This is a genomic window from Pantoea agglomerans, assembly GCF_020149765.1.
GTDB classification, from domain to species: Bacteria; Pseudomonadota; Gammaproteobacteria; order Enterobacterales; family Enterobacteriaceae; genus Pantoea; species Pantoea alvi.
This window is the reverse complement of record NZ_CP083809.1, coordinates 157,742-183,564: the sequence shown is the minus strand read 5'-3', so window position 1 is coordinate 183,564 and position 25,823 is coordinate 157,742. Positions and strand designations below refer to the sequence as shown.

Here is a 25,823-nt window from a genome sequence, read left to right as displayed (position 1 = left end):
GCGTTGTCGCAGATAATGCGCCGCGCTCATGTCCTCAAAATGGCGTAATGTGTATGCTACATTTGTTCGCTGGTCTTGACCTCAGTACCGGCCTGTTATTGGTTCTTGCCCTGCTGTTTGTATTGTTTTACGAAGCAATCAACGGCTTTCACGACACGGCCAACGCAGTTGCGACGGTTATCTATACTCGTGCCATGCGCGCGCAGTTAGCTGTAGTAATGGCAGGCGTGTTCAACTTCCTCGGCGTGCTGCTCGGTGGTTTAAGCGTTGCTTACGCCATTGTGCATATGCTTCCTACCGATCTGTTATTAAACGTTGGCTCCACGCACGGCCTGGCAATGGTCTTCTCCATGCTGCTGGCGGCGATTATCTGGAACCTCGGCACCTGGTATCTCGGTCTGCCGGCCTCCAGTTCGCATACGCTGATTGGCGCGATTATCGGCATCGGCCTGACCAACGCGCTGATGACCGGCACCTCGGTGATCGACGCGCTTAATATCCCTAAAGTGATAAACATCTTCCTGTCGCTGATCCTGTCACCGATTGTCGGTCTGATTATCGCGGGCGGCCTGATTTTCCTGCTGCGTCGCTACTGGAGCGGCACGAAAAAGCGCGCGCGTATCCATATGACGCCGGCTGACCGCGAGAAGATCGACGGCAAGAAAAAGCCGCCGTTCTGGACGCGTATCGCGCTGATTGTCTCCGCTATCGGCGTCAGCTATTCACACGGCGCTAACGATGGTCAGAAAGGCATTGGCCTGATTATGCTGGTGCTGATCGGCGTCGCGCCGGCAGGCTTCGTGGTTAATATGAACGCCAGCGGCTACGACATCACGCGTACGCGCGACGCGGTCAATCACCTCGAGCAGTATTATCAGCAGCATAGCGAGGCGCTGACGCACATCATTCAGATGGCACCGCCTGCGCTGCCGACACCGGAAGAGACGCCGTCTGGCCCGAAAGAGTTCCACTGCGACAGCGCCCGTGCGCTGCAGGCGGTTCAGCGCGCGCAGAGCCTGCTGAACAACAACCTGCAAAGCTACGAGCAGCTTAGCGTGGAGCAACGCAGCCAGATGCGTCGTCTGCTGCTGTGCATCGCCGATACCGCCGATAAGGCGGCCAAGCTGCCGGAAACCAGCGCCGACGATAAACGCTTCCTCGGCAAGCTGAAAACCGATCTGCTGGGCACCATCGAGTATGCGCCGGTGTGGATCATTATGGCGGTCGCGCTGGCGCTCGGCATCGGCACCATGATCGGCTGGCGTCGCGTCGCGACCACCATCGGCGAGAAGATTGGTAAAAAAGGCATGACCTACGCGCAGGGCATGTCGGCGCAGGTGACTGCGGCGGTTTCAATCGGCATCGCCAGCTACACGGGCATGCCGGTTTCGACCACGCATATTCTGTCGTCGTCGGTCGCAGGCACCATGCTGGTGGACGGCGGCGGGCTGCAGAGCCGCACCATCAAGAATATCGCCATGGCGTGGGTCTTTACGCTGCCGGTCTGTATTCTGCTGTCGGGCAGCCTCTACTGGCTGGCGCTGAAGCTGGTGTAAAACACGCAAATATCAAGGGCGACGCAGGTCGCCCTTTTTATTTCTAGTGCCAGATCGCCAGACAAATCAGACTGAGGATCACCAACCCGCATAGCGCGCTGGTCAGGATAAACTGACCGCGCACCCGCTCGCAGCGACGAATAAATTCGTCATCATGATGGTCGAGATAGCGTTTCGCCCAGATATAACGCACCAGCCGCACCTGTTTGCTCGGCTGACCGTGCGAGGTAAAGAAGCCTGCCCCGTCAACATACTGATAGAGTAAGGGATCGCAGCCTCGCAGCACCGCCAGCAGCGCGCGCAAAGAAGAAAAGTAGCGCGCCATATTCACAATACACACCACACAAAGAGCCCAGAAAAGCGCGATAGTGCTGATCATATTTCCCTCCCGGCTGGAGCCGCGGAGACAGGCTGGAGCGCGGCTGCGCTTCATGCTCCACGGGAAAAAGCCGACCACTGAATGACCCGAACAGATCTGTTTTTTTTGACAAGATTACGCGGTCGGCACCCGAGAAGTACCACCGTTAATTTGTAGTGTAGGAGAAGTTTTTAACTCTTTTCCAGCGAGGATTTTCGTTCGCCGCGAGCGAAAAGGCGCTAAGCCTTGATCTTATTCACAACCGAAGCGTATGCAGCAGCATTTGTTACCCGTCGCCGCTATACTAAAGGCATAACAACTATCTGTCGGGAACACCGACAGAACACCTGGTGACAAATATCGCCCGTTCGCGTAAAGGATTGCGCAGGCAATGACGCGAGAGGAAGACAGGTCGCCATCCTGAATCTTGTGAAAGGAGTTATATCATGGCTTATAAACATATCCTGATTGCGGTAGACCTTTCTCCCGAAAGCCAGCTGCTGGTGGATAAAGCCGTCTCGCTGGCGCGCCCCTATGACGCCAAAATTTCGCTGATTCACGTCGATGTGAACTATTCCGATCTCTACACCGGCCTGATAGACGTCAACCTGGGCGATATGCAGAAGCGTATCTCGGAAGAGACCCATACTGCGCTGCGCGGACTGTCGGATGCGGCAGGCTATCCCATCAGCGAGACCCTGAGCGGCAGCGGCGATCTTGGCCAGGTGCTGGTCGATGCGATCAAAAAATATGACGTGGATTTAGTGGTGTGCGGCCACCATCAGGATTTCTGGAGCAAGCTGATGTCATCAGCGCGCCAGCTGATTAACACCGTGCATATCGATATGCTGATCGTCCCGCTGCGCGACGCGGATGACGAATAACCGCCGAGAAAAGCCGGCGCGTGCCGGCTTTTTTTCGCCGCGCCGGCAGCCCGCGTTATAGCCAGATGCTTTATTGATTGTTTATTTCTTTAGTTATGGCGCAGTAGTGCGCTCACCGCTTCTGAAACACCGGCTGTTGCTGATTCACTAAAATAGCGCTGCTGTATAGCCGTTAGCCCTCGCTATTTCCTGCACCCTGTCTGCCCGCGCCAAATAAAGAATTCGCCTGTACTCTCACCCGCTTATTTCCCCGATCGCCAGAATCAAACGGTTGATTTAAAAATTTGGCGGTCTGCGTATCGTGCAGGGCTTTCTGGCCTCTCCTGAGCGTCAGGACTACGCGCGCAGGCTGAATTAATTTTACTTTTCAGCACACACCGGAAATTAAATAAGACGTTAAGCCTGGCAGGTTAGCGCGTGCCTGACGCGACGACAGGCACACTTTTTATCTATTGCAGTGGGAGAATTATATTTCCCGGCCGAGCGGCGGATAAATATCGAAGCGATGGCTTTTGGTCACCACCGCCGACTGCGTTGCCACGCCCGCCAGCGGCGGCGCATAGTCGGGACGCTTCACCACAATGCGTTTCTTCGCCAGACGGCGCGCCGGCTCCAGCAGCGCGTCGGCGTCCTCATCGGCACCCACCAGCGACTGAAACACCCGCATCTCTTTTTTCACCATCGCGCTTTTCTGCCGGTGGGGATACATCGGATCGAGATAAACCACGTCCGGCGCAGGCATGATGTCGCCGAGCGCCTCGGCGCTGGGGGCGTGGATCAGCGTCAGCCGCTCGCGCAGCCAGCCGCCGATCTCCGCATCCTGATAGCCGCGCTGCAGCCCATCGTCCAGCAGCGCCGCCACGACCGGATGACGCTCCAGCATGCGCACGCGGCAGCCGATCGCCGCCAGCACAAAGGCGTCGCGCCCGAGTCCGGCGGTCGCGTCCACCACGTCCGGCAGATAACCACTCTTTACGCCAACCGCTTTCGCCACCGCCTCGCCGCGTCCACCGCCGAAGCGACGACGGTGCGCCATCGCGCCTGAGACGAAGTCGACGAAGATGCCGCCCAGCTTCGGCTCGTCGCGCTTGCGCAGTTCAAGGTGCGTCGGCGTCTGTACCAGCGCCAGCACGCTGCTTTCGTCATGCTCCAGCTGCCAGCGCAGCGCCAGATGCGACAAGGCGCCGTCACCGGCGCCCGATTCATCAATCAAACAGATCTTCACTGCAGGCGTTATCCCTTGATGCCGTAATGATCCAGCATTGCGTCCAGCTGCGGCTCACGGCCGCGGAAGCGTTTAAACAGCTCCATCGGCTCTTCTGAACCGCCGCGCGTCAGGATGTTATCCAGGAACGACTGGCCGGTCTGACGGTTAAAGATGCCCTCTTCTTCAAAGCGCGACCAGGCATCCGCCGCCAGCACGTCCGCCCACAGGTAGCTGTAGTAGCCCGCCGCGTAGCCGCCGGCGAAGATATGGCTAAAGGCGTGCGGGAAACGACCCCATTCCGGGCTCGGCACCACCGCCACCAGCTTTTTCACTTCGCGCAGGGTTTCAAGGATCTGCGCGCCTTTCGCCGGATCGAACTCGGCGTGCAGGCGGAAGTCGAACAGGCCGAACTCCAGCTGACGCAGGATAAACAGCGCTGCCTGATAGTTCTTGGCCGCCAGCATCTTGTCGAGCAGCTCTTTCGGCAGCGGTTCGCCGGTTTCATAGTGACCGGAGATAAAGGCCAGCGCATCCGGCTCCCAGCACCAGTTCTCCATAAACTGACTCGGCAGCTCCACCGCATCCCACGGCACGCCGCTGATGCCGGAAACCCCCGGGGTTTCGATGCGCGTCAGCATATGGTGCAGGCCGTGGCCGAACTCGTGAAACAGCGTAGTCACTTCGTCGTGGGTAAACAGCGCGGGCTTGCCGTTCACCGGACGGTTGAAGTTGCAGGTCAGATAGGCGACCGGCTTCTGCAGCGAGCCATCGGCTTTACGCATCTGGCCAACGCAGTCATCCATCCAGGCGCCGCCGCGCTTGTGCTCGCGCGCGTAGAGGTCGAGATAGAAGCTGCCGCGCAGCTCGCCGCTCTCATCGAACAGGTCGAAGAAGCGCACGTCAGGATGATAAACGTCCACGTCGGTACGCTCTTTGGCGGTGATGCCATAGATGCGTTTCACTACCTCAAACAGGCCGTTAACGGCGCGCGATTCCGGGAAGTAAGGGCGCAGCTGTTCGTCACTGATGGTGTAGAGATGCTGCTTCTGTTTTTCGCCGTAGTAGGTGAGATCCCACGGATTCAGCTCGCTGACGCCATACTCTTTTTCGGTAAAGGCGCGCAGCTGCGCCAGCTCTTTTTCCGCCTGCGGACGGGCGCGTTTCGCCAGGTCGTTCAGGAAGTCGAGCACCTGCGCCGGATTCTCCGCCATTTTGGTGGCCAGCGATTTGTCAGCGTAGGAGTCAAAGCCCAGCAGCTGCGCCAGCTCGTGACGCAGCGCCAGCTCTTCCGCCATGATCGGGCCGTTGTCCCATTTTCCGGCGTTCGGCCCCTGATCGGAGGCGCGCGTCGAATAGGCGCGGTACATCTCTTCGCGCAGCGCGGCGTTGTCGCAGTAGGTCATCACCGGCAGATAGCTTGGAATATCCAGCGTCAGCAGCCAGCCCTCCTGCCCTTTGGCTTCGGCTTGCGCCTTCGCCGCCGCCAGCGCGCTTTCCGGCATACCCGAAAGTTCGCTTTCGTCAGTAATCAGCTTGCTCCAGCCCATGGTCGCATCCAGCACGTTGTTGCTGTAGGCGGAGCCCAGCTCAGAGAGGCGCGCGGCAATCTCGCCGTAGCGCTGCTGCTTCTCTTTATCAAGGCCGATGCCGGAGAGTTCGAAATCGCGCAGCGCATTATCGACCGCTTTCTGCTGCGCCACGTCCAGCGCGGCGAAGCTTTCACCCTCTTTCAGGTCGCGGTACGCCTGGTAAAGCCCTTCGTGCTGGCCGACCCAGGTGCTGTATTCCGAGAGCAGCGGCAGGGTCTGCTCATAGGCTTCACGCAGCTCCGGGCTGTTTTTCACCGAGTTAAGATGGCTTACCGGTGAGAAGATGCGGCCAAGACGATCGTCGACTTCCGCCAGCGGCTGCACCAGGTTGTCCCAGGTGTAGGGCGCGCCCTGCGCAACGACTTTTTCCACCGCCGCGCGGCACTCGTTCAGCGCCTCGGTCACGGCAGGCACCACATGTTCAGGCTTAATGGCGGAGAAAGGCGGCAGCGTAAAAGGCTGGAGTAATGGATTGGTCATAGCGCAGTCCTTGTTCAATGTATGGGGCGCGCGGGGCGCGCAACGCAATCTTACTAACATGCGGTTAAGTGTAGCGAAAATCAATGCCAGCCAGGATGCGCGGCGAAGAAACGCGTCAGACAGGCTGGCGGCGGAGAATCGGCCAGCATTTTTCCCCTTCAGCAGGTATAATCCCGCTTACTTGCAGTACGCCTTTTTACGCCAACCGCGGAATCCCCACTGTTATGCTGAGCTATCGCCACAGTTTTCACGCCGGCAACCACGCCGACGTGCTGAAACACACCGTACAGAGCCTGATCATCAGCGCGCTGAAAGAGAAAGAAAAGCCGTTCCTCTACCTCGACAGCCATGCCGGCGCAGGTCGCTATCTGCTGAGCGGCGAACATGCCGAGCGGACCGGCGAGTATCTGGAAGGCATCGCCCGCATCTGGCAGCAGCCGGACGCGCCGGAACTGCTGAAGCCCTACTTCAACGCCATTCGCGACCTTAACCCAGGCGGCACGCTGCGCTACTATCCTGGCTCGCCGCTGATCGCGCGCTACCTGCTGCGCGCAGAAGATAAGCTGCAGCTCACTGAACTGCACTCCAGCGACTTCCCGTTGCTGCGCGGTGAATTTCTGAAAGACAGCCGCGCCCGCGTCGAGCGCGCCGACGGCTATCAGCAGCTGAAGGCGAAGCTGCCGCCGCCGACCCGTCGCGGTCTTATCCTGATCGATCCGCCTTACGAGCTGAAAAGCGACTATCAGGCCGTGGTGAAGGCGATTCATGAGGGTCACAAGCGCTTCGCTACCGGCGTCTACGCGCTCTGGTATCCGGTCGTGCTGCGTCAGCAGATCAAGCATATGCTGCGCGATCTTGAGGCGACCGGCATCCGCAATATTCTGCAGATCGAGCTGGCGGTGCGCCCGGACAGCGATCAGCGCGGCATGACCGCATCAGGTATGATCGTCATCAACCCGCCGTGGAAGCTGGCGCAGCAGATGAACGAACTGCTGCCCTGGCTGCACCAGAAGCTGGTGCCTGCCGGAACCGGCCACGCCACCGTGACGCAGCTGGTGCCGGAATAAGCCGCTGAGCCTTACAGCGTAAACACCGCCAGGTCCTGTGCCAGCTCGGTATTGGGAAATATTGAGCGGCACTCCTCCAGCAAGCGCGGCATGTCGCGCGGCATATAGCGCGAGCTGAAATGGGTGGCGATCAGGCGCTTTGCGCCCGCCTCTTTCGCCACCTGCGCCGCCTGCAGCGTCGTAGAGTGGCCGCGTCCGTTGGCCTTCTCCTGCAACGCCGCCTCCAGCGTGGTTTCATGCACCATCAGATCGACACCGGCTGCCAGCTGCAGCGCCATCGGCGTTGGCGCGGTATCGCCGAAAATCGCCAGGCTTTTGCCTTTAGTCGCCGGGCCGAGATAGTCCGCGCCGTTAATGACCCGTCCATCCTCCAGCGTCACACGCTCTCCTGCTTTTAGCTGCTGATACCAGGGCCCGCGCGGCACCCCCTCTTCTTTCAGACGCGCGGCGTCGAGAAAGCCCGGCTTGTCGTGCTGCTCAATGCGGTAGCCGAAGCAGTTTAGCGGATGCACCAGCGGCCAGGCGCTGACGCGGAACTCGCCGTCGTCAAGCACCGGCCCCGCCTCGATCTCGACGATTTCCAGCGGATAGTCGGTATAGGATCCGCTCAGCGACAGCGCGGTTTCGACAAAGCGCCGGATGCCTTCGGGCCCGTAAATGGTCAGCGGCTCGGTGATGCCGCCCATAGAGCGGCTGGTCAGCAGACCGGGCAGGCCGAAAATATGGTCGCCGTGCAGATGAGTGATAAAAATTTTGTTCATGCGTCCCGGCTTAAGTGGCGAACGCATGTACTGAAGCTGCGTCCCTTCGCCGCAGTCGAAAAGCCAGGTGTCGCCGCGTGGCGACCAGGTAAAGGCAATGGAGGTGACGTTACGTTGCAGGCTGGGCGCGCCGCCGCCGGTGCCGAGAAATGTGAGCTGCATGCTATGCTTCCCTGTCAGTGAGGAGAGAATTCAACCCTATTACAATCATAGGCGCAATCTTTGCGCCGTCTCGCCTCTCAGCGTTACAATCCTGACCAAACTCTTGCAACCGGATGGACACACCATGACACGACATTATGACTATCTCGCCATTGGCGGCGGCAGCGGCGGCATCGCTTCAGTTAACCGCGCCGCTATGTATGGCCAGAAATGCGCCCTGATTGAAGCCAAAGAGCTGGGCGGCACCTGCGTGAACGTGGGTTGTGTTCCGAAGAAAGTGATGTGGCACGCGGCGCAGATCGCCGAGGCTATCCATCTCTACGGTCCGGATTATGGCTTCGATACGACGGTGAACCATTTCAGCTGGGAAACGCTGGTGAAAAACCGTAGCGCCTATATCGATCGCATCCACACCTCGTACGACAACGTGCTGGGCAAAAACAACGTCGACGTGATTAAGGGCTTTGCTCGTTTCGTTGACGCCCATACCGTGGAAGTGAACGGCGAGCGTATTACCGCCGACCATATTCTGATCGCCACCGGCGGCCGTCCGAGCCATCCCGACGTGCCGGGCGCGGAATATGGTATCGATTCTGACGGCTTCTTTGAGCTGGACGCCCTGCCGAAACGTACGGCAGTGATCGGCGCTGGCTATATCGCCGTTGAGCTGGCGGGCGTGGTTAACGCGCTGGGTTCCGAAACGCACCTGTTTGTGCGCAAGCACGCGCCGCTGCGCAGCTTCGATCCGCTGATCACCGATACGCTGGTAGAGGTGATGAACGCCGAGGGCCCGGCGCTGCATACTCACGCCGTGCCAAAGGCGGTAGTGAAGAACGCCGACGGCAGCCTGACGCTGCAGCTGGAAGACGGGCGCGAGCAGACCGTCGACTGTCTGGTATGGGCGATCGGCCGCGAACCGGCGACCGATAACCTGAACCTGGCGGTAACCGGCGTGGCGCTGAATGAAAAAGGCTATATCAAGGTCGACAAGTATCAGAACACCAGCGTCGACGGCATCTATGCGGTCGGCGACAACACCGGCGCGGTCGAGCTGACGCCGGTGGCGGTGGCGGCGGGTCGTCGTCTCTCAGAGCGCCTGTTCAACAACAAGCCTGACGAGCATCTCGACTACAATAACGTCCCCACCGTGGTGTTCAGCCATCCGCCCATCGGCACCGTAGGCCTTACCGAGCCGCAGGCGCGCGAGCAGTACGGCGACGAGCGGGTGAAAGTCTATAAATCATCCTTTACCGCGATGTACACCGCGGTTACGCAGCATCGCCAGCCCTGCCGCATGAAGCTGGTCTGCGTCGGCGAGGACGAGAAGATTGTCGGTATTCACGGTATCGGTTCAGGCATGGACGAGATGCTGCAAGGCTTTGCGGTAGCGCTGAAGATGGGCGCGACCAAAAAAGACTTCGACAATACCGTGGCGATCCATCCGACCGCGGCAGAAGAGTTCGTGACGATGCGTTAATGATTATTGGGCCAGCCGATGCTGGCCCTCTCAATCTTTAACCGGCGTGACGTCAGGCATTGCGTTGAGCGGCCTGAAGGCGGTTCAGCTCTTCCTCTGACAGGCCGGTAGCCTGCATAATCGCCTCGCGCGGCATATTCATTTTCAGCAGGCTGCGTGCGACTTTAAGGGTGCCTTCACGCCTTCCTTCAAGTATTCCCTCAAGCTTTCCTTCAAGCCTGCCTTTCTGCTTAAGCTGTTCTGCAATGGTCATCAGTGCATCCTTCTGTTGCGGCATTCGCTGTGCCAGCGCGTGAAGAAAGACACTGGCATCCGACCTCGCCTCAGGCTGTCTGAAGGCGGTTCAGCTCTTCCTCTGACAGGCCGGTAGCCTGCATAATCGCCTCGCGCGGCATATTCATTTTCAGCAGGCTGCGTGCGACTTTAAGGGTGCCTTCACGCTCTCCTTCACGTCTTCCTTCAAGCCTGCCTTTCTGCTTAAGCTGTTCTGCAATGGTCATCAGTGCATCCTTCTGTTGCGGCATTCGCTGTGCCAGCGCGTGGATAAAGGCGCTGCCATCGGCGCTCTCTCCTGCCTGAACAATATAGTGTACCAGCGACAATATCTGGGAAGAAGAGAGCCAGCCTGCCAGTAAAACCGACGTCAGCCTCTCCATCACCTCCGCCAGATCTCGCTGATGGATATGCTTTTGCAGCAGCGTGAGCGCCGCCATGCTGCGATGCTCAGCGATCTCTTCGTCCGGGATCACGGTAACGTCCACCAGCGGAAACGCGCTGCCGTAGACGCTCTCCGCCAGCGCCGGATCGCTAAATTCGTCCAGCCAGCGGGTAGAAAACGGATAAGGCGTGCGCTTGCCGGCGTAAAACAGCAGCGGCACGACCAGCGGCAGCTTTTTGTGCCCCGCGTCGAGATGGCGCTTCATGGCGGCCACCGCATAGCGCATCAGCCGAAACGCCATATGACTGTCGGGGGTAGACTGATGTTCAATCAGCACATGCACGTAGCCATCACCGCCGCGGCGGGTTTTCAGGCTGAACAGCACGTCGCTAAAGTACTGACGCAGGTCGTCCTCAACGAAAGAGCCAGACTCCAGCTTCAGCGTGCTGAGGTCACACAGGGCGCGCAGTCTGGCAGGCAGGTGAAGCTCCATAAAGTCACGAGCGACGCCGGGCTGGCTGAGAAACTGCCGGAAGGCCGCATCGTGCGGAGTCGGGGTGCTGTTTTTCTTCTTCATCTTTCCTGACTCTGAAAAAAACATGAGCAGAGCCTGACACAGAAGGAAAAACCAGTCATTAGCGAGACCGGTAAAAAATAAGCCAGGAGAAGCCTGATATGAGAGTATTGCTAAATGGGTCTTTTTGAGCCAGCCTTATATCTCCTGCCACTTATGCCAGAAAGAAATATCTCTTCTTCCAAAAAGTCCAGGGGTTCTTTAATGTCTTTCTTCTTGCTTCAGAAACCTCTAAAATTTGCTTTTTAATAAAGATTCGGATAGCAATTTCTTCTGAGTGCCAGCATTTGGCATTTCCACAAACAACGCCTTAATATTATCGATTTTTGTCTTACTCGGATCCCAAAGTTCATACAATAATACGTACGCAAAACATAAGAAACTCTGCTACGAGTTGTCATAACGTACTGACTTATAACATTTACAACCTCGCCATCTGGCGGTTTTTTGCATTTATGCTCTACCTGAAAGACACTGGGTCCAGCAGGCAGATGGGTAGTGAGCGAGCGTTAGCCGTAGAGCTAATCCTGATGACTGATTTGCCGGTTTAGCTCAATTGGTAGAGCGCCTGACCTGTAATCAGAATGTCGCGGGTTCGATGCCTGCAACCGGCACCATTTCAACAATGCCCTCTTAAAAAGAGATGTAAAAAAAAAGATATATTTAACATATCTTTAGCATTAACAAGAAATAATGTGATATATGTCTCGCTAATTGGTAAATAACTGGTCGCAGCTGGCGTTATTGCCAATCATTTGCTGAGCCTGAAAAAATTCAATTTTAAAATTACATTTTAATCAACGATGTAATTAGCTATTTTAATCTCTGTATTATTTTTTGCTTGTTTCGCGGCCTGCTGGTATAACAAATACGCAGCGCTGCTTACTATGCATTGAGTTAAATAGTGGAGATTCAAATATGGAAATTTTGGATAGAGAGCAGTTGAAGATTATATCTGGCGCGAATGCCAATAGTGGCTATGAATCTTTTAATAGTTCCAGGAATTATTCTGGCCATACCAGCTATGGGGGCCAGGGTGCCGGCTTTGTTGGAACTCATTCGTGTGGGATGGATTTAGGTTCAATTATTCGTGATAACCCATGTATATCAAGTATCGTTACGGGTGTTATATCAGGTTCAACCTCTTGGGGTGGCGTGGCCAGAGGCATTGCCGCAGGGGCAATATCATGTGCTGCCACCGGTAATGGAAATGGTGGAGGGACAGGGAATAACTATGGTGGACAGTGCACCTGGTAGGGAAAACAGGGTAAAAAATGCCTGTATTATTCCTGGGATATTATCAGCCACTGCTCTGTTAACCTCAGTAGATATTTTCCCGGATGATGGATGGATGGGTTTTCTACCGTATGAAGCCGCAAAGTTTTTTGTGATTTTATTTTGTTCTTATGGCGGCATAGCCATCCTCAAAGACTTAACCCTTTATTTTATAAAGGGTAAAAGGGAGTAACGTTTCTCCCTCTATCAAAGCTCGCTTCGGCGGGCTTTTTTATTAATCAACGTCGCCGCTGGCACTGGCCGCGCACCCAAGGCCGCAACCTTTATCTCAGGGCGGCAAACTCGCCTTAATCGCCGCCCACACCGATTCCTTTGCCTGCACGGCATAACGCCGCTGGTTTCGAGGATTATCTCCTGCCCCTTTCTGGCGCAGGAATAGGTGTCGGAAGAGCTGAAGGCTCTCTTCAGCGTCGGCGCTAACAACCTGCCGCTGCACGCCCTCTGTCTCGCTATCGAGCGCAGAGAGACGACGATTACCGCGGCAGCCTGCTAGCCGCCGGGAAGTGAACGGATTAGCTAAGGCGATCGAGCCAGCGCGCATAAGCCTGATCCCACAGCGCGGCAGGGGTGCCCGCTTTGCCAAGGCCAAAGCCGTGACCGCCGCGGCTGATCTCTATCAGCTCCACCGGCACGCGGTTGCGCCGACAGGTATCGCGCATCAGCTCGGTGTTATAGGGGTTGGAGACAGGGTCATCTTCCGCCTGCGCCAGAAAGGTGGGCGGATAGCTGCGGGTTACGTAATTCTGCACCGACCAGTTCGCCTCTTCCGCCGACGTCGCGCCGTTGCCCACCAGAATACGGTGCGTGGTGGTGTGGGTATAAGGCGCTTCCAGGGTAATAACCGGATAGATCAAACCAACGCTGTCGACTTTCGGCACCACGTGATCCAGCTCATCCTGGAATTCATAGGAGCGGAAATCTGGACGCGCCGCCGCCATGCCGAGCAGGTGCCCGCCGGCGGAGAAGCCCAGCACGTGCACTTTGCGCTCCAGCGAACGCACCAGCCGAATAGCGCGCTGCGCGTCCTGCAGCGGCGCAAGATGGCCCGCCTGCCACTTCTCTTCCGGCAGACGATAGCTCAGCACATAGGCGGTGTAGCCGTTGCTGTTGAGCCAGCGCGCCACCGGCCAGGCCTCGCGACCCATGCCGATAAACTTATAGCCGCCGCCCGCCGCGATCAGCACCGCTTCGCCGTTGGGGTTTTCTGGTTTAAACCGCTGAATAGCCGGGCTGACAATATTGGACCAGGAGCCGTGCTTGTTAACGCGCAGCGGCCCCGACGGCCCGCCGCCGCCCGGCGGTTCGTCCGGCCACAGCGGAATGACCTCATCGCGGGCAAAGAGCTTGCCTGCGGTCATCGAAAGGAGAAGGGCTCCAGACCCCAAAAGAAAGTGTCGACGCGTGATCATGATGCCCGTTGAGTCAATGCCAGTAGCTGATCCAGACGCGCCTGTCAGCGGCGGCGCTGTTATTATGTGACGCATATCAATTGCTGGCGATTATGTACGCAATCCGGCACAAAATGCCACAAAAAAAGGTGGGCTGAAGGCGTTAATTCGCCCGCGGCGCGGAGAGCATTTACTCTGTTTAAATCTTCCGCAGCCGCGCGCATAAAAGAGACCGCGCAGAGAGTTTTTCAGGGGGGAGATCGTCAGGCGAAACGGTTTGCCGGTCTGTTTCCTGTGCGAAAACAGCGTGATTAGCAGGAATTACAGAAGCCTGATTGAGTCGAGGACAGGCAAAAGAGGTTGGCAGGCAAAGCCGCCATCACGCCTGAAACGGCGCGGCGTCTGGAAGCGGAATAAGGCATAACCCCCTGCTGTTAAAAAGGCCCGCAGGGGTGCGGGCCAGAAGCGTTAGCGACGCGGCCAGCGTTAATCTTCCTGCTGAAACTGCGTCATTACCGTCTGCTCGCACAGCGGCTCGTCGGCGCGCAGCTTGCCTCGTTCGTCTTCGCCCAGCTGCAGCCAGGCGTTCGCCACCTCGCTGGCGATATCCTCGTCAAACGAAGGCTGGTTCATCGCGCTCGACGATTTGCTCATCGCCGTATAGCTTTTCATTTTCTGCACGTAGGAATCCGCCGTGCCCACCTGGGTCTCCCCGCTGACGATATGGCAGAGCTTGCTGGCATAAACGTTTTCCTGCGGAATATTGGTCTCATCGTCAGCGGCCAGCGCGGCGGATGAGGCCAGCATCCCCAGTACAATCAACAACGACTTTTTCATATCCACTCCTGTTTTAATCGGGTGACGGTTTACTCGTCGTGATGCCGGGCGGAAAGGCGCGCCGAGCGCCAGTTCAGCAGCGGCGTGACCGTCACGCCATGAATGACAATGCTGCACACCACCAGTGTCAGCGCCATATCAACCATTGTTTCGGCCTGTTGTCCCGCCATGCCGTGTACCCAGGCGAAGGCGATATAGTTAATACTGCCGATACCGCGAATGCCGAGCCAGCCGATCAGCAGACGGCGCACCGGCGGAATGCCGCAGCGCAGCGTTGTCAGCCATACCGCCAGCGGCCGCACCACGATAAATAATGCCAGTCCCAACAGGATGCCGTCGAGGTTCCAGTGATGGGCAAGCGTCACCCCCAGCACCACCATCATCGCCGCCGCCAGCAACCGCTCAATCGTATCACCAAATGAGAGCGCGTCGCTGACCACCAGCCCGACCGACTTCACCATATTGCCGCTTTCCCCGGCGTGTTCCAGACGGTTGTTGGGATTGACCAGCGCTTCAGCGGGCAGCACCCGCTCCTCTTCGCTCAGCTCTTCCGGTGGAAAACTTTTAAAGACGCGCAGCTCGGCGCGGCGCAGCCCGACGCCAGCGGCGAAGGTCGCCAGAAAGCCAGACGCGCCCAGCGCTTCCGCCGCCGCGTAGCTGAGCGCAATCAGCGCCAGCGCGAGAAAATCGTTGGGTGCCACATCGCCGTGCGCGTTGCGCAGCCGCGTCGCCAGCAGCCCGACAAGGCGGCCAAACAGAAAGCCTAGCCCCAGACCACCGCCGATGCCCCAGATCACCTCAACCGCCGTCCAGTGACCAAAGCTGCCCCAGGTCAGGCTTTCGCCGTTAAACAGCAGCAGCGCCAAAACAAGCAGCGGCAGCGCCGATCCGTCGTTCATGCCCGCTTCGCTGGAGAGCGCCACGCGCAGCGCGTCGTCGTCGCGCGCATCGTTAACGGAGATCAGGCTCGCCAGCACCGGATCGGTCGGCGCGACGATGGCGCCGAACGCCAGCGCCAGCGGCCAGTCGAAACCCGCCAGCCAGTGCGCCAGCAGCGTCATGCCGCCTACCGTCAGCAGCATCGCCGGGAAGGCGAGCAGCATTCCGAGCCGCCAGCTGTGCGCGCGCAGCGGCAGGCGCAGCTTCAGTCCGGTGATAAACAGCGAGGCCGCCATGGTGATTTCAGTGATATGCGCGGCGGCTTCCGAATGTTTCAGAATGTCGATCTGCACGACGTCGAACACCCAGGGTCCGCAGAGGATCCCGGCTAACAGGTAAAGCCCAAACGACGTCACCGGTCCGCGATGTATCCATCCCGACGCCAGCGACATTAATAACAGAAGGCAGCCGGTGGCTGCCATCCAGGCAAGAAAGCTCATAACGCTCCGTTTTCCCTAAAGATTATGTTTAATCCTGGCACAAGAGCGCGAAAACGGGATCAGTTCTTCAGGTGGCGGCTCGCCAGGCGAAGCGCGAGGCTGGCGGCCCCGGCCAGGGTAGCGAGCGTCACAACGCCATTCCAGCCCCAGCGCGCCAGCGCCAGACTGCCCAGCGCAGCGCCGGTCGCCATGCCGATAAACACCACGGTAAACAGCAGCGCGTTAAGGCGGCTGCGCGCCTCTGGCGCCAGGCTGTAAACCAGCGTCTGGTGCGCCACCAGCGTGGCCTGCACCCCGAGATCGAAGCCGATGGTGCTGAGCACGATCAGCGCCAGCTGGGCAGGTAACGGCAGCGCGGGCAGCAGAAACATCAGCGCGAAGGAGAGGGTAACCAGCCCGGCGCCGACGATGGTGACGCGCGCCGGGCCGATACGGTCGGCAACGCTGCCCGCCAGCGGCGCGGCCATGGCACCCGCCGCGCCCGCCAGGCCAAAGGCGCCCGCAACTGCACTGTCGAGGTGGAAGCGATCGCTGAGCATCAGCGCCAGCGTCGACCAGAAGGCGCTGAAGCCGACCGACAGCAGACCCTGGGCCAGCGCCGCGCGCCGCAGCGTCTGATGGTGGCGCCAGAGATGCGCCAGCGACAGCAGCAGTCGCGGATAGCTTACCGAGGTGCCGGGGGTAAAGCGCGGCAGCACGCGCCACAGCGCCAGGCTGATGCAAAGCACCATTGCCGCCGCCAGCCAGTACATGGCGCGCCAGCCGAAATACTCCGCCACCACGCCGCTCACCACGCGCGACAGCAGGATGCCTACCAGCAGGCCGGTCATCACCGTGCCGACCGTTTTGCCGCGGCTGCGCTCGGGAGCCAGCGCGGCGGAGGCCGGTACGATATCCTGCGCCACCGTCGCCGTCAGGCCGGTGACAAAGCTGGCAACCAGCAGCGCGTTCAGGCCACCGGAGAAGCCGCACAGCAACAGTGCCGCCACCAGCAGCAGGCCCTTAATCAGGATAATGGCGCGGCGATCGTGACGGTCGCCCAGCGGCGCCAACAGCAGAATACCCAGCGCATAGCCCATCTGCGTCAGCATCGGCACCATGCCAACCGCGCCGACCCCGACGCTAAACTGTTTGCCGATGATATCCAGCATCGGCTGGCTGTAGTAAATCGAGGCCACGCTCAACCCTGCGCCTGCGGCAAGGGTAAAGACCAGCGGGCCGGGCAAGGCTTCGGCCGGGCTGGCCGCAACGCTGTTAATTGCTGACATAATGATATTCTCCACAGGGGTATGGCGCTTAGTAAAGCGCATTGCCGCCATACGCGGTAGACTGATAAAAAGCAGAACTGTTATACGTGGTGAGTATGAACAACTTATCCAGTCCCGATCGTATTGAACTGATGCAGACCTTTATCCGCATCGTCGAGAGCGGCAGCCTGTCGGCAGCGGCGGCGCAGCTTAATACCACCCAGCCCACCATCAGCCGTCGGCTGCAGGCGCTGGAGCAGCGTCTTGGGCTGAAGCTGATCCTGCGCACCACCCACGCGCTCAAGCTGACCGACGACGGCGAGCGCTGCTACGCCCATGCGCGCCAGCTGCTGGCCACCTGGCACGCGCTGGAGGATGCGCTGACCCACGCCAACGATGAACCGGTCGGCACGCTGCGGGTGCGGGCGCCGCACGCCTTCGGCCAGGATCAGCTGGTCGCGCCGCTGGTGGACTATCTGATGCGCTACCCGCGCCTGAACGTGGAGTGGATGCTTAACGACCGCACGCCCGACTTTATCGCCGAGAATGTCGACTGCGCGATTCAGGTTGGCGCGCTGAGCGATCCCGCTATCGTGGCGATTTTGCTGGCAGAGGTGCCGCGCATCGTGGTCGCCTCGCCGGATCTGCTGGCGCGGCACGCGCCGATCGACGCCGTAGAGCAGCTGGCGACGCTGCCCTGGCTGGCGCTGACCAGCTTTTACCGTAACGAAATTGCGTTACAGCGCATTGACGACGGCCAGCCGGTCAATATGGCGATTGCGCCGCGCCTGAGCAGCGACAGCCTCTACGCGGTGCGTAAAGCGGCATTAATGGGAATGGGCGCGGCGATTATGTCGTCCTGGGTGGTGCAGGAGGATTTAGCGCGCGGCGAGCTGGTGCAGCTTACGCCTGAATGGCAGGCGCCGCCGCTGCCAGTCTGGCTGACCTACCCCTGGGCGAGCTACTACCCGGCGCGATTGCAAAAATTCTTTGAAATGGTGCGGGAAGTAATGCCCCAGCTGACCGGCACGCGGCCAGCCGGGAAATTTTAGCCCGCAGCCCGGCGGGGGTTACGAATGCTTTTTATCGTTTTTCGACATATTGTCCAGCCAGCCCATCACAAAGGCCGACAGCACAAAGGTCAGATGGATAATCACATACCACATCAGCTTGTCGTTGGGCACGTTGCGCGCTTCCATAAACACGCGCAGCAGATGGATAGAGGAGATTGCGACGATCGACGCGGCGACCTTGTTTTTCAGTGAGCCGGAGTCCATCTTGCCGAGCCAGCTCAGCTTCTCTTTGTGGTCGTCGATATCAAGCTTAGAGACGAAGTTCTCATAGCCCGAGAGCATCACCATCACCAGCAGGCCGCCCACCAGCGTCATGTCGACCAGCGCCAGCAGCAGTAAAATCAGATCGTTTTCCGCAATGCTGAGAATATTGGGCAGCAGGTGAAAAATTTCCTGGAAAAATTTAATCGTCAGCGCCAGCAAACCCAGCGAAAGTCCAATGTAAACCGGAGCCAGCAGCCAGCGCGACGCATACATCAGGTTTTCGGTAAAACGTTCCATAATTTCCCACAGATAATCAGACAGGTAAGGCAGTATAACCGATCCTCTGTGAAGTTATTTCAGCGCCTCTTCAGAAATTTCAGGCGCGGGCGGCAGCGGCAAGGAGAGGCGAAAAGCGACGCCGCCTTCAGGGCGATTTTCAGCCCAGATGCGCCCGCCGTGGCTCTCGACGATGGTTTTGCAGATGGCCAGCCCCAGCCCGACGCCCGGCACCGACGACTCTTTATCGCCGCGCGCGAACTTGTCGAAGATGCGCGTCAGGTCTTTGTCGGCGATGCCCGGCCCGTTATCCCAGACCGCTATCTCGAGCCGTTCGCCGTCGCGCCAGGCGCGAATGCCGCGCTGCGCGCTGTTGCCCGCATATTTCAGACTGTTTTCAATCAGGTTGGTCAGCACTCGCTCCAGCAGCGTGCTGTCGCCTTTGATCAGCACCAGCTCCGACGGCAGGTCGAGCGTGACGCCGTGTCCTTTTAGCGACGGTGCCATGCTGCTGAGCGCGCCGCCGATCACCTCGTCCAGCGCCAGCCACTCTTCGCGCAGGTTCAGTCCGCCCGACTGGATGCGCGCCATATCGAGCATATTGCTTACCAGCCGGATGGTGCTCAGCGTCTGCTCACGGATCTGGTTGGCCTGGGTGACATACTTCGACTCTTCGCTGGCCAGGTCCAGCATCAGCATCTCCGCCTGGCCGAACAGCACGGTCAGCGGCGTGCGCAGATCGTGCGACAGCGCGGAGAGCAGCGCGTTGCGCAGCTGTTCGCGCTCCGCCGCCAGCCGCGACGCCGCCTCGCTCTGCGACAGCGCCATCCGCTCCAGCGCGTTGGCGATCAGCACGGTAAAGGTCTCCACCAGCCGCTGCTGCTCCGGGATCATCAGCTGACGCAGGTTCTGCGGCTCCACCACCAGCAGCCCGCGGCAGTGCGCGCCGCTCTTCAGCGGCAGGATCTGGTAGGGCACGGCTGGCAGCGTGTCGGTGCCTGCACCTGCGGGCTGGCCTTTGCTGTAGCTCCATTTGGCGATGGCGCGATCGGGCTCGCTGCCCGGCGTCGCCGCGCCCGTCGCCACCAGCTCGCCCTGCTCGTCCGGCAGCAGCAGCAGGCTGCGCGCCTGCAGCGTGACGTCGATAACCCGCTGCGTGGTGGCGGCAATATCTTCAGGCGTCAGCGCGCTGCCCAGCGATTTAGCCATCTCATAAAGGTGACGCGCGCGCTGCTCGCGGTAGCGCGCGACGCGCGCCTGATAGCGCACGCCCGCGGTGAGATTGCCGACAATCACCCCCACCGCCAGCATCACCGCGAAGGTCACCAGATACTGCAGGTCGGAGACCGCCACCGTGCCGGTCGGGGCAACAAAAAAGAGATCGAAGGCGAGAATATTCATCACCGTGGCGATCACCGACGGCCAGCGCCCGTAGCGCAGCGCGATAATCACCACCGCCAGCAGATAGATCATCACGCCGTTGGCGGTATCGAATCCCGCCAGCAGCCAGCGTCCGGCGGCGGTGACCAGAATACAGAGCAGCAGCGCCATCAGCACGCCGCGCAGCGGCAGACGCCAGCGGTCGCCGCCGACGCGCGCATCCGCTAACGCTGGCGCTTCAGCCGCAGGCTCATCGAGCGCCACCACCAGCAGATCGAGATCCGGCCCCAGCTTGCCGAGGCGCGTGGCGAAGCTGTCGCGGTGCCAGCGCCGCAGCGGGCGGCGGCCGGTGACAATCTTGCCGAGATTATGCTCGCGGGCGTAGCGCAGCACCGCCTGCGCCTCGTCGGGATCGGAGAGCGTGGCGGTCTCCGCGCCCAGCTCCTGCGCCAGCTGCAGCGTTTTCAGGACGGCGCGCCGGCGCGCTTCCGGCAGCCGGTTAAGGCGCGGCGTCTCAACGTAGACCGCGTGCCACTCACTGCCGAGCCGCGCCGCCAGCCGCGCGGCGATGCGCACCAGCTTTTCGCTGCCGGAGTCCTCACCGATGCAGAGCAGAATGGCATCGCGCGTGTGCCAGACGCAGTCGCGGCCCTGCTGGTCGCGCCAGGCGCGCATCTGATCGTCGACGCGGTCGGCGGTGCGGCGCAGCGCCAGCTCGCGCAGGGCGAACAGATTGCCCTTGCGGAAAAAATTTTCGATGGCGCGCTCCGCGCGATCGCCCACGTAGACCTTGCCCTCTTTCAGGCGCTGGCGCAGATCGTCCGGCGGCAGATCCACCAGCACCACCTCATCAGCGCTGTCGAAAAAGGGGTCGGGCAGAGTTTCGCGCACGCGAATGCCGGTCACGCCGCCCACCACGTCGTTCAGGCTTTCCAGGTGCTGCACGTTGACGGTGGTGATGACGTCGATGCCCGCGTCCAGCAGCTCGTCGATATCCTGCCAGCGCTTGGGATGGCGCGATCCCTGCACGTTGGTGTGCGCCAGCTCATCCATCAGGATCACCGCCGGATGGCGCGCCAGCGCGGCATCAAGGTCGAACTCGGCATGACGCGAGCGGCCGGTAGCGCGCCGCGGCAGCACCGCCAGCCCATGCAGCAGGCTGGCGGTCTCTTCCCGGCCGTGCGTCTCCACCACGCCGATCAGCACGTCGAGCCCCTGCGCGCGCAGCCGCTGCGCCTCCTGCAGCATGGCGTAGGTTTTGCCCACGCCCGCGCAGGCGCCGAAGTAGATTTTCAGCTTGCCGCGATGGCTGTCGGTCTGCTGCAACAGCAGCGCGTCGGGATCGGGGCGTTCGCGTTCGTCGTTCATTACATCCTTCAGGGTTGAGTCAGCGCGTCCAGCGCCAGGTTAAGCCGCAGCACATTAACGGTGGGATCGCCGCTAAAGGCGAGCAGCGGCCGCTGCGTATTGGCGTCGATCAGATCCTCCACCGTTTTCAGCGGCAGCTGACGGGCGGTGGCGACGCGCGGCGCCTGCCAGCGCGCGGCGGCGGGCGAAATCGCCGGATCCAGCCCGCTGGCCGACGCGGTCACTAAATCTACCGGCACCGCCTGCGGCGAGAGCGGATTAGCGGCGCGCAGCGCGGCGACGCGATCCGCCACCGCCTTGTCGAGCGCCGGATTGCTTGCCGCCAGATTGCTGCCGCTCGACGCCAGCGGATTATAGGGCGCGTCGCCGGTGGCCGACGGCCGCCCCCAGAAATAGCCGGGTCGGGTAAAGTTCTGGCCGATTAGCTCAGAACCCTGCGCTTCAATCAGCGATCCGTTGGCCTGGGCCGGAAACAGCCACTGGGCCAGGCCGGTAGTAAGCAGCGGATAACCGACGCCGGTTATCAGGGTAAGCAGCAGTAAAACTAACATTGCCGGACGTAACTGACTCATTTTTTTCTCCTTACGCCAGACCGAGCAGCACTAACAGCAGGTCGATGGCCTTAATGCCGATAAAGGGCACCAGCAGCCCGCCCACGCCGTAGATCAGCAGGTTGCGGCGCAGCAGCGACGCCGCGCTCAGCGGCCGGTAGCTCACGCCCTTCAGCGCCAGCGGGATCAGAAAGACGATCACCAGCGCGTTAAAAATCACCGCCGAGAGAATGGCTGACGACGGCGAATGCAGATGCATCACGTTGAGCAGATTGAGCTGCGGATAGGTCGCCGCAAACGCCGCCGGAATAATGGCGAAATATTTGGCGACGTCGTTGGCGATACTGAAGGTGGTGAGCGAGCCGCGCGTCATCAGCATCTGCTTGCCGATATGCACCACTTCCAGCAGCTTGGTGGGGTTCGAGTCGAGATCCACCATATTGCCCGCCTCTTTCGCCGCCTGGGTGCCAGAGTTCATCGCCACCGCCACGTCGGCCTGCGCCAGCGCCGGGGCGTCGTTGGTGCCGTCACCGGTCATCGCCACCAGCCGCCCTTCCGCCTGATACTGGCGGATCAGCGCCAGCTTCGCTTCCGGCGTCGCTTCCGAGAGAAAGTCGTCGACCCCCGCTTCCGCCGCGATCGCCGCCGCGGTCAGCGGATTATCGCCGGTGATCATCACGGTTTTGATCCCCATTTTGCGCAGCTCGGCGAAACGCTCTTTAATGCCGCCTTTAACGATATCTTTCAGCGCCACCACGCCCAGCACCTTCGCCCCTTCCGACACCACCAGCGGCGTGCCGCCCGCGCGCGCCACCTCTTCCACCAGCGCGTTGACCTCCGCCGGGAAGCGGCCGCTGTTGGCTTCGATATGGCGCTTGACCGCGTCCACCGCCCCTTTGCGGATCAGCCGGTCCTGCACATTGACGCCGCTCATGCGCGTCTGCGCCGAGAAGGGGATAAAGCTCGCCCCCAGGCTGTTCAGGTCGCGCTCGCGCAGGTTGAAGCGCTGTTTCGCCAGCACCACGATACTGCGCCCCTCGGGCGTTTCATCCGCCAGCGAGGCGAGCTGCGCTGCATCGGCCAGCTGCTCTTCGCTGACGCCCGGCGCGGGCAGAAACTGCGTCGCCTGGCGGTTGCCGAGCGTAATGGTGCCGGTCTTGTCCAGCATCAGCACGTCGACGTCGCCCGCCGCCTCAACCGCGCGTCCGCTGGTGGCGATGACGTTGGCGCCCAGCATACGGCTCATGCCCGCCACGCCGATGGCGGACAGCAGGCCGCCGATAGTGGTGGGGATCAAACAGACCAGCAGCGCCACCAGCACCGTGACGCTGACCGGCGCGCCGCCCCATGCGGAGAAGGGCCAGAGGGTAACGGTCGCCAGCAGAAACACGATGGTCAGCGACACCAGCAGAATGGTCAGCGCGATCTCGTTAGGCGTTTTCCGCCGCTTCGCGCCCTCTACCATAGCGATCATGCGGTCGAGAAAGGTCTCGCCTGGGTTGACGCTGCACTGGATCACCAGCCAGTCGGAAAGGATGCGCGTGCCGCCGGTCACCGAGGCGAAGTCGCCGCCCGACTCGCGGATCACCGGCGCGGATTCGCCGGTGATGGCGCTCTCGTCGACCGAGGCGCCCCCCTCCAGCACTTCGCCGTCGCAGGGAATAATATCGCCCGCCTCCGCCAGCACAATGTCCCCCTTGCGCAGGCTATCGGCCGAGACCTGCTGCCACTGGCCGCCGTGGCGCGGCTCAGACAGCTTTTTCGCAAAGCTGGTTTTCTTGACCCCTTTCAGGCTACTCGCCTGCGCCTTGCTGCGCCCTTCCGCCAGCGCTTCGGCGAAGTTGGCAAACAGCACGGTGAACCAGAGCCAGAGCGCAATAGCGCCGGTAAAGCTGGCGCGGCCGTCGAGCCAGCCCCCCGCCATGCCCAGCGCCAGCAGCGTGGTCAGCAGGCTGCCGAGCCAGACCACAAACATCACCGGATTGCGAAACTGCACGCGCGGATCCAGCTTTTTCAGCGCGTCGACCAGCGCGACGCGCATCAGTGCGCCGTTCAGCGCCTGTTGTTGACGACTCATGAGTGCGTACCCTGAAGAAGTTGCAGATGCTCAGCGACTGGGCCCAGCGCCAGAGCGGGAATAAAGGTCAGCGCGCCCACCAGCAGCACCGCGCCGATCAGCAGCGCGATAAACAGCGGGCCGTGCGTCGGCAGCGTGCCGTTGCCTACCGGCTGCGCTTTTTTCACCGCCATGCTGCCCGCCAGCGCCATCACCGGAATAATGATGCCGAAGCGGCCGACCAGCATGCAGAACGCCAGCAGCAGGTTCCAGAACGGCGTGTTGGCGCTCAGGCCCGCAAAGGCGCTGCCGTTGTTATTGGCGGCGGAAGAGACCGCGTAGAGCACTTCGCTAAAGCCGTGTATGCCCGGGTTCGCCATCCCTGCGCGGCCTGCGTCGGTCATCATCGCCAGCGCGGTGCCGAGCAGCACCAGCGTCGGCGTCACCAGAATCGCCAGCGCGGTCATCTTCATTTCGCGCACGTCGACCTTTTTGCCCAGATACTCCGGCGTGCGGCCGATCATCAGGCCCGCGATAAACACCGCCAGCACCACGAAGAGCAGCATGCCGTAAAGGCCCGCGCCGACGCCGCCAAACACCACTTCACCCAGCTGCATCAGCCACATTGGCACCATGCCGCCCAGCGCGGTAAAGGAGTCGTGCATCGCATTCACCGCGCCGCAGGAGGCGGCGGTGGTGATGACCGCGAACAGGCTGGAGTTGAGGATGCCAAAGCGCGTCTCTTTACCTTCCATATTCAGCGCGCTGTCCGCGCCGAGCGCCAGCAGGTGCGGGTTGCCGCGGGTTTCCGCCCACATCACCGCCACCACGGCCACTACAAACATCAGCGACATCGCCCAGAGCAGCATATGGCCCTGACGACGGTCGCGCACCGCATAGCCAAAGGCGAAGCAGAGTGCCGCCGGGATCAGGAAAATCGCCAGCATCTGCACAAAGTTGGTCAGCGCGTTGGGGTTTTCAAACGGATGGGCCGAGTTGGCGTTAAAGAAGCCGCCGCCGTTGGTGCCGAGCATCTTGATCGCCTCCTGCGACGCCACCGGCCCCATCGCCAGCGTCTGCTTCGCCCCTTCCAGCGTGGTGATGTCGTGGTACGGCAGGAAGTTCTGAACGCTGCCCTGGCTGACGAACAGTAGCGCCATCAGCAGGCTGATCGGCAGCAGCAGATAGAGCGTGATGCGCGTCAGATCGCGCCATGCGTTGCCGAGCGTATCGGTGGCGCGGCTGGCGAAGCCGCGGATCAGGGCGAACGCCACCGCGATGCCGGTCGCCGCCGACACGAAGTTCTGCACCGTCAGGCCGACCATCTGGCTAAAGTAGCTCAGGGTGCTCTCGCCGCTGTAGGACTGCCAGTTGGTATTAGTGACGAAGCTCACCGCGGTATTGAGCGCCAGATGCCAGCTCAGCGCAGGCAGCTGCTGCGGGTTAAGCGGCAGCCGGTCCTGCAGCAGCAGGATCGCCATCAGCACGACAAAACCGAGCAGGTTAAACAGCAGGATCGCCAGCAGATATTGCGTCCAGCGCATGGCAGGCGCCTGCGCGCCGAGCAGCCGCCAGAGCGGACGCTCAACGCCCGCCAGCACCGGCTTGTCAGCGATCAGCACCGCCAGCCCGCGGCCCAGCGGCTGCGCCAGCACCATCAGCACCAGCAAATAAACAGCAATCAGTAAAAACGCGTTGGCGGCCATTAAAACGCCTCCGCATTTAACAGGGCATAGATCAGGTAGCCCAGTAACAAAAACACCAGCACGATGCCGGTTATTACGCCCACGCTCACAGCGACCTCCAGAGGGATCAGGGTTTCCCAATAGCCTGCGCGCATCGGTATAAAGAAGCGGTTAAATTGCCTGTAGCGGGCGTAAAAAAGTTATAAAAATGGCGAATAAACAGGTGGATGAGCGGGGGGTGCTGCCTTTTTTAATTATAAAACCCGCTGGCGCAGCGTAACGGCTCTGCTGACATTGTGAAGAAGATTGA

At 60.4% G+C, this 25,823-nt stretch carries 22 protein-coding genes and 1 tRNA gene; 7 read left to right on the top strand and 16 right to left on the bottom strand.

Annotated features, from left to right (window positions below; translation table 11 throughout):
• Positions 1-53: 53 nt before the first annotated feature.
• A complete protein-coding gene (gene pitA / locus LB453_RS03275) occupies positions 54-1,556 on the top strand; it encodes an inorganic phosphate transporter PitA (RefSeq protein ID WP_103796278.1) in 1,503 nt (500 codons plus the stop codon).
• A 43-nt stretch (positions 1,557-1,599) separates the two neighbouring features.
• On the opposite strand, the gene uspB is transcribed toward pitA, so the two are convergent.
• Positions 1,600-1,935, bottom strand: a complete 336-nt coding sequence (gene uspB, locus LB453_RS03270; protein ID WP_081136393.1) for a universal stress protein UspB — start codon at positions 1,933-1,935, stop codon at positions 1,600-1,602.
• A gap of 425 nt (positions 1,936-2,360) precedes the next feature.
• Here uspB and uspA point away from each other — a divergent pair, with 425 nt between their 5' ends.
• Positions 2,361-2,798, top strand: coding sequence for a universal stress protein UspA (uspA, locus tag LB453_RS03265; RefSeq protein ID WP_081136391.1), 438 nt, complete (start codon positions 2,361-2,363; stop codon positions 2,796-2,798).
• 466 nt (positions 2,799-3,264) lie between these two features.
• On the opposite strand, the gene rsmJ is transcribed toward uspA, so the two are convergent.
• Both rsmJ and prlC read right to left on the bottom strand, forming a co-directional pair.
• Positions 3,265-4,023 (bottom strand): 16S rRNA (guanine(1516)-N(2))-methyltransferase RsmJ, encoded by a 759-nt coding sequence (gene rsmJ, locus LB453_RS03260; RefSeq protein ID WP_103796277.1) that lies wholly within the window; start codon positions 4,021-4,023, stop codon positions 3,265-3,267.
• A gap of 8 nt (positions 4,024-4,031) precedes the next feature.
• Complete coding sequence (prlC, locus tag LB453_RS03255) at positions 4,032-6,074, bottom strand: oligopeptidase A (protein WP_103796276.1); 2,043 nt, start codon at positions 6,072-6,074, stop codon at positions 4,032-4,034.
• 224 nt (positions 6,075-6,298) lie between these two features.
• Here prlC and LB453_RS03250 point away from each other — a divergent pair, with 224 nt between their 5' ends.
• Positions 6,299-7,141: a 23S rRNA (adenine(2030)-N(6))-methyltransferase RlmJ gene (locus LB453_RS03250; protein ID WP_103796275.1), complete on the top strand. Its 843-nt coding sequence runs from the start codon at positions 6,299-6,301 to the stop codon at positions 7,139-7,141.
• A gap of 11 nt (positions 7,142-7,152) precedes the next feature.
• On the opposite strand, the gene rnz is transcribed toward LB453_RS03250, so the two are convergent.
• Positions 7,153-8,064, bottom strand: a complete 912-nt coding sequence (gene rnz / locus LB453_RS03245; RefSeq protein ID WP_103796274.1) for a ribonuclease Z — start codon at positions 8,062-8,064, stop codon at positions 7,153-7,155.
• A 124-nt stretch (positions 8,065-8,188) separates the two neighbouring features.
• Here rnz and gorA point away from each other — a divergent pair, with 124 nt between their 5' ends.
• Complete coding sequence (gene gorA / locus LB453_RS03240; protein WP_103796273.1) at positions 8,189-9,541, top strand: glutathione-disulfide reductase; 1,353 nt, start codon at positions 8,189-8,191, stop codon at positions 9,539-9,541.
• 52 nt (positions 9,542-9,593) lie between these two features.
• Here gorA and LB453_RS03235 read toward each other — a convergent pair whose 3' ends face one another.
• Entirely contained in the window at positions 9,594-9,794 is a 201-nt protein-coding gene (locus tag LB453_RS03235; RefSeq protein WP_233215856.1) for a hypothetical protein, read from the bottom strand.
• Positions 9,795-9,864: 70 nt separating this feature from the next.
• Complete coding sequence (locus LB453_RS03230) at positions 9,865-10,776, bottom strand: Rpn family recombination-promoting nuclease/putative transposase (protein ID WP_103796393.1); 912 nt, start codon at positions 10,774-10,776, stop codon at positions 9,865-9,867.
• 538 nt (positions 10,777-11,314) lie between these two features.
• Here LB453_RS03230 and LB453_RS03225 point away from each other — a divergent pair.
• Both LB453_RS03225 and LB453_RS03220 read left to right on the top strand, forming a co-directional pair.
• A tRNA-Thr gene (locus LB453_RS03225) sits at positions 11,315-11,390 on the top strand.
• A gap of 587 nt (positions 11,391-11,977) precedes the next feature.
• Positions 11,978-12,241 carry a hypothetical protein gene (locus LB453_RS03220; protein ID WP_103796271.1) on the top strand — a complete coding sequence of 88 codons (264 nt, stop codon included), beginning with the start codon at positions 11,978-11,980 and terminating at the stop codon, positions 12,239-12,241.
• Between the two features lie 340 nt (positions 12,242-12,581).
• On the opposite strand, the gene LB453_RS03215 is transcribed toward LB453_RS03220, so the two are convergent.
• The 4 genes from LB453_RS03215 to LB453_RS03200 form a co-directional block, all read right to left on the bottom strand.
• A complete protein-coding gene (locus LB453_RS03215; protein ID WP_103796270.1) occupies positions 12,582-13,478 on the bottom strand; it encodes an alpha/beta hydrolase in 897 nt (298 codons plus the stop codon).
• A gap of 465 nt (positions 13,479-13,943) precedes the next feature.
• Entirely contained in the window at positions 13,944-14,294 is a 351-nt protein-coding gene (locus tag LB453_RS03210) for a hypothetical protein (RefSeq protein ID WP_103796269.1), read from the bottom strand.
• 29 nt (positions 14,295-14,323) lie between these two features.
• Positions 14,324-15,673: a cation:proton antiporter gene (locus LB453_RS03205; RefSeq protein ID WP_103796268.1), complete on the bottom strand. Its 1,350-nt coding sequence runs from the start codon at positions 15,671-15,673 to the stop codon at positions 14,324-14,326.
• A gap of 59 nt (positions 15,674-15,732) precedes the next feature.
• Positions 15,733-16,941 carry an MFS transporter gene (locus tag LB453_RS03200; RefSeq protein ID WP_103796392.1) on the bottom strand — a complete coding sequence of 403 codons (1,209 nt, stop codon included), beginning with the start codon at positions 16,939-16,941 and terminating at the stop codon, positions 15,733-15,735.
• 95 nt (positions 16,942-17,036) lie between these two features.
• Between LB453_RS03200 and LB453_RS03195 the strand changes: the two genes are divergently transcribed.
• Positions 17,037-17,972, top strand: coding sequence for a LysR family transcriptional regulator (locus LB453_RS03195; protein ID WP_103796267.1), 936 nt, complete (start codon positions 17,037-17,039; stop codon positions 17,970-17,972).
• A gap of 18 nt (positions 17,973-17,990) precedes the next feature.
• On the opposite strand, the gene LB453_RS03190 is transcribed toward LB453_RS03195, so the two are convergent.
• The 6 genes from LB453_RS03190 to kdpF are packed head-to-tail and all read right to left on the bottom strand — an operon-like array spanning position 17,991 to position 25,623.
• Positions 17,991-18,494, bottom strand: a complete 504-nt coding sequence (locus tag LB453_RS03190) for a TIGR00645 family protein (protein WP_103796266.1) — start codon at positions 18,492-18,494, stop codon at positions 17,991-17,993.
• A 54-nt stretch (positions 18,495-18,548) separates the two neighbouring features.
• Positions 18,549-21,221 (bottom strand): two-component system sensor histidine kinase KdpD, encoded by a 2,673-nt coding sequence (gene kdpD / locus LB453_RS03185; protein ID WP_224481591.1) that lies wholly within the window; start codon positions 21,219-21,221, stop codon positions 18,549-18,551.
• A gap of 8 nt (positions 21,222-21,229) precedes the next feature.
• A complete protein-coding gene (gene kdpC, locus LB453_RS03180) occupies positions 21,230-21,793 on the bottom strand; it encodes a potassium-transporting ATPase subunit KdpC (protein WP_103796264.1) in 564 nt (187 codons plus the stop codon).
• A 10-nt stretch (positions 21,794-21,803) separates the two neighbouring features.
• Complete coding sequence (gene kdpB / locus LB453_RS03175; protein WP_103796263.1) at positions 21,804-23,849, bottom strand: potassium-transporting ATPase subunit KdpB; 2,046 nt, start codon at positions 23,847-23,849, stop codon at positions 21,804-21,806.
• Positions 23,846-25,534, bottom strand: coding sequence for a potassium-transporting ATPase subunit KdpA (gene kdpA, locus LB453_RS03170; protein ID WP_103796262.1), 1,689 nt, complete (start codon positions 25,532-25,534; stop codon positions 23,846-23,848). The genes kdpB and kdpA overlap by 4 nt, the downstream gene beginning before the upstream one ends.
• Entirely contained in the window at positions 25,534-25,623 is a 90-nt protein-coding gene (gene kdpF / locus LB453_RS03165; protein ID WP_033753373.1) for a K(+)-transporting ATPase subunit F, read from the bottom strand. The genes kdpA and kdpF overlap by 1 nt, the downstream gene beginning before the upstream one ends.
• Between the last annotated feature and the right edge of the window lie 200 nt (positions 25,624-25,823).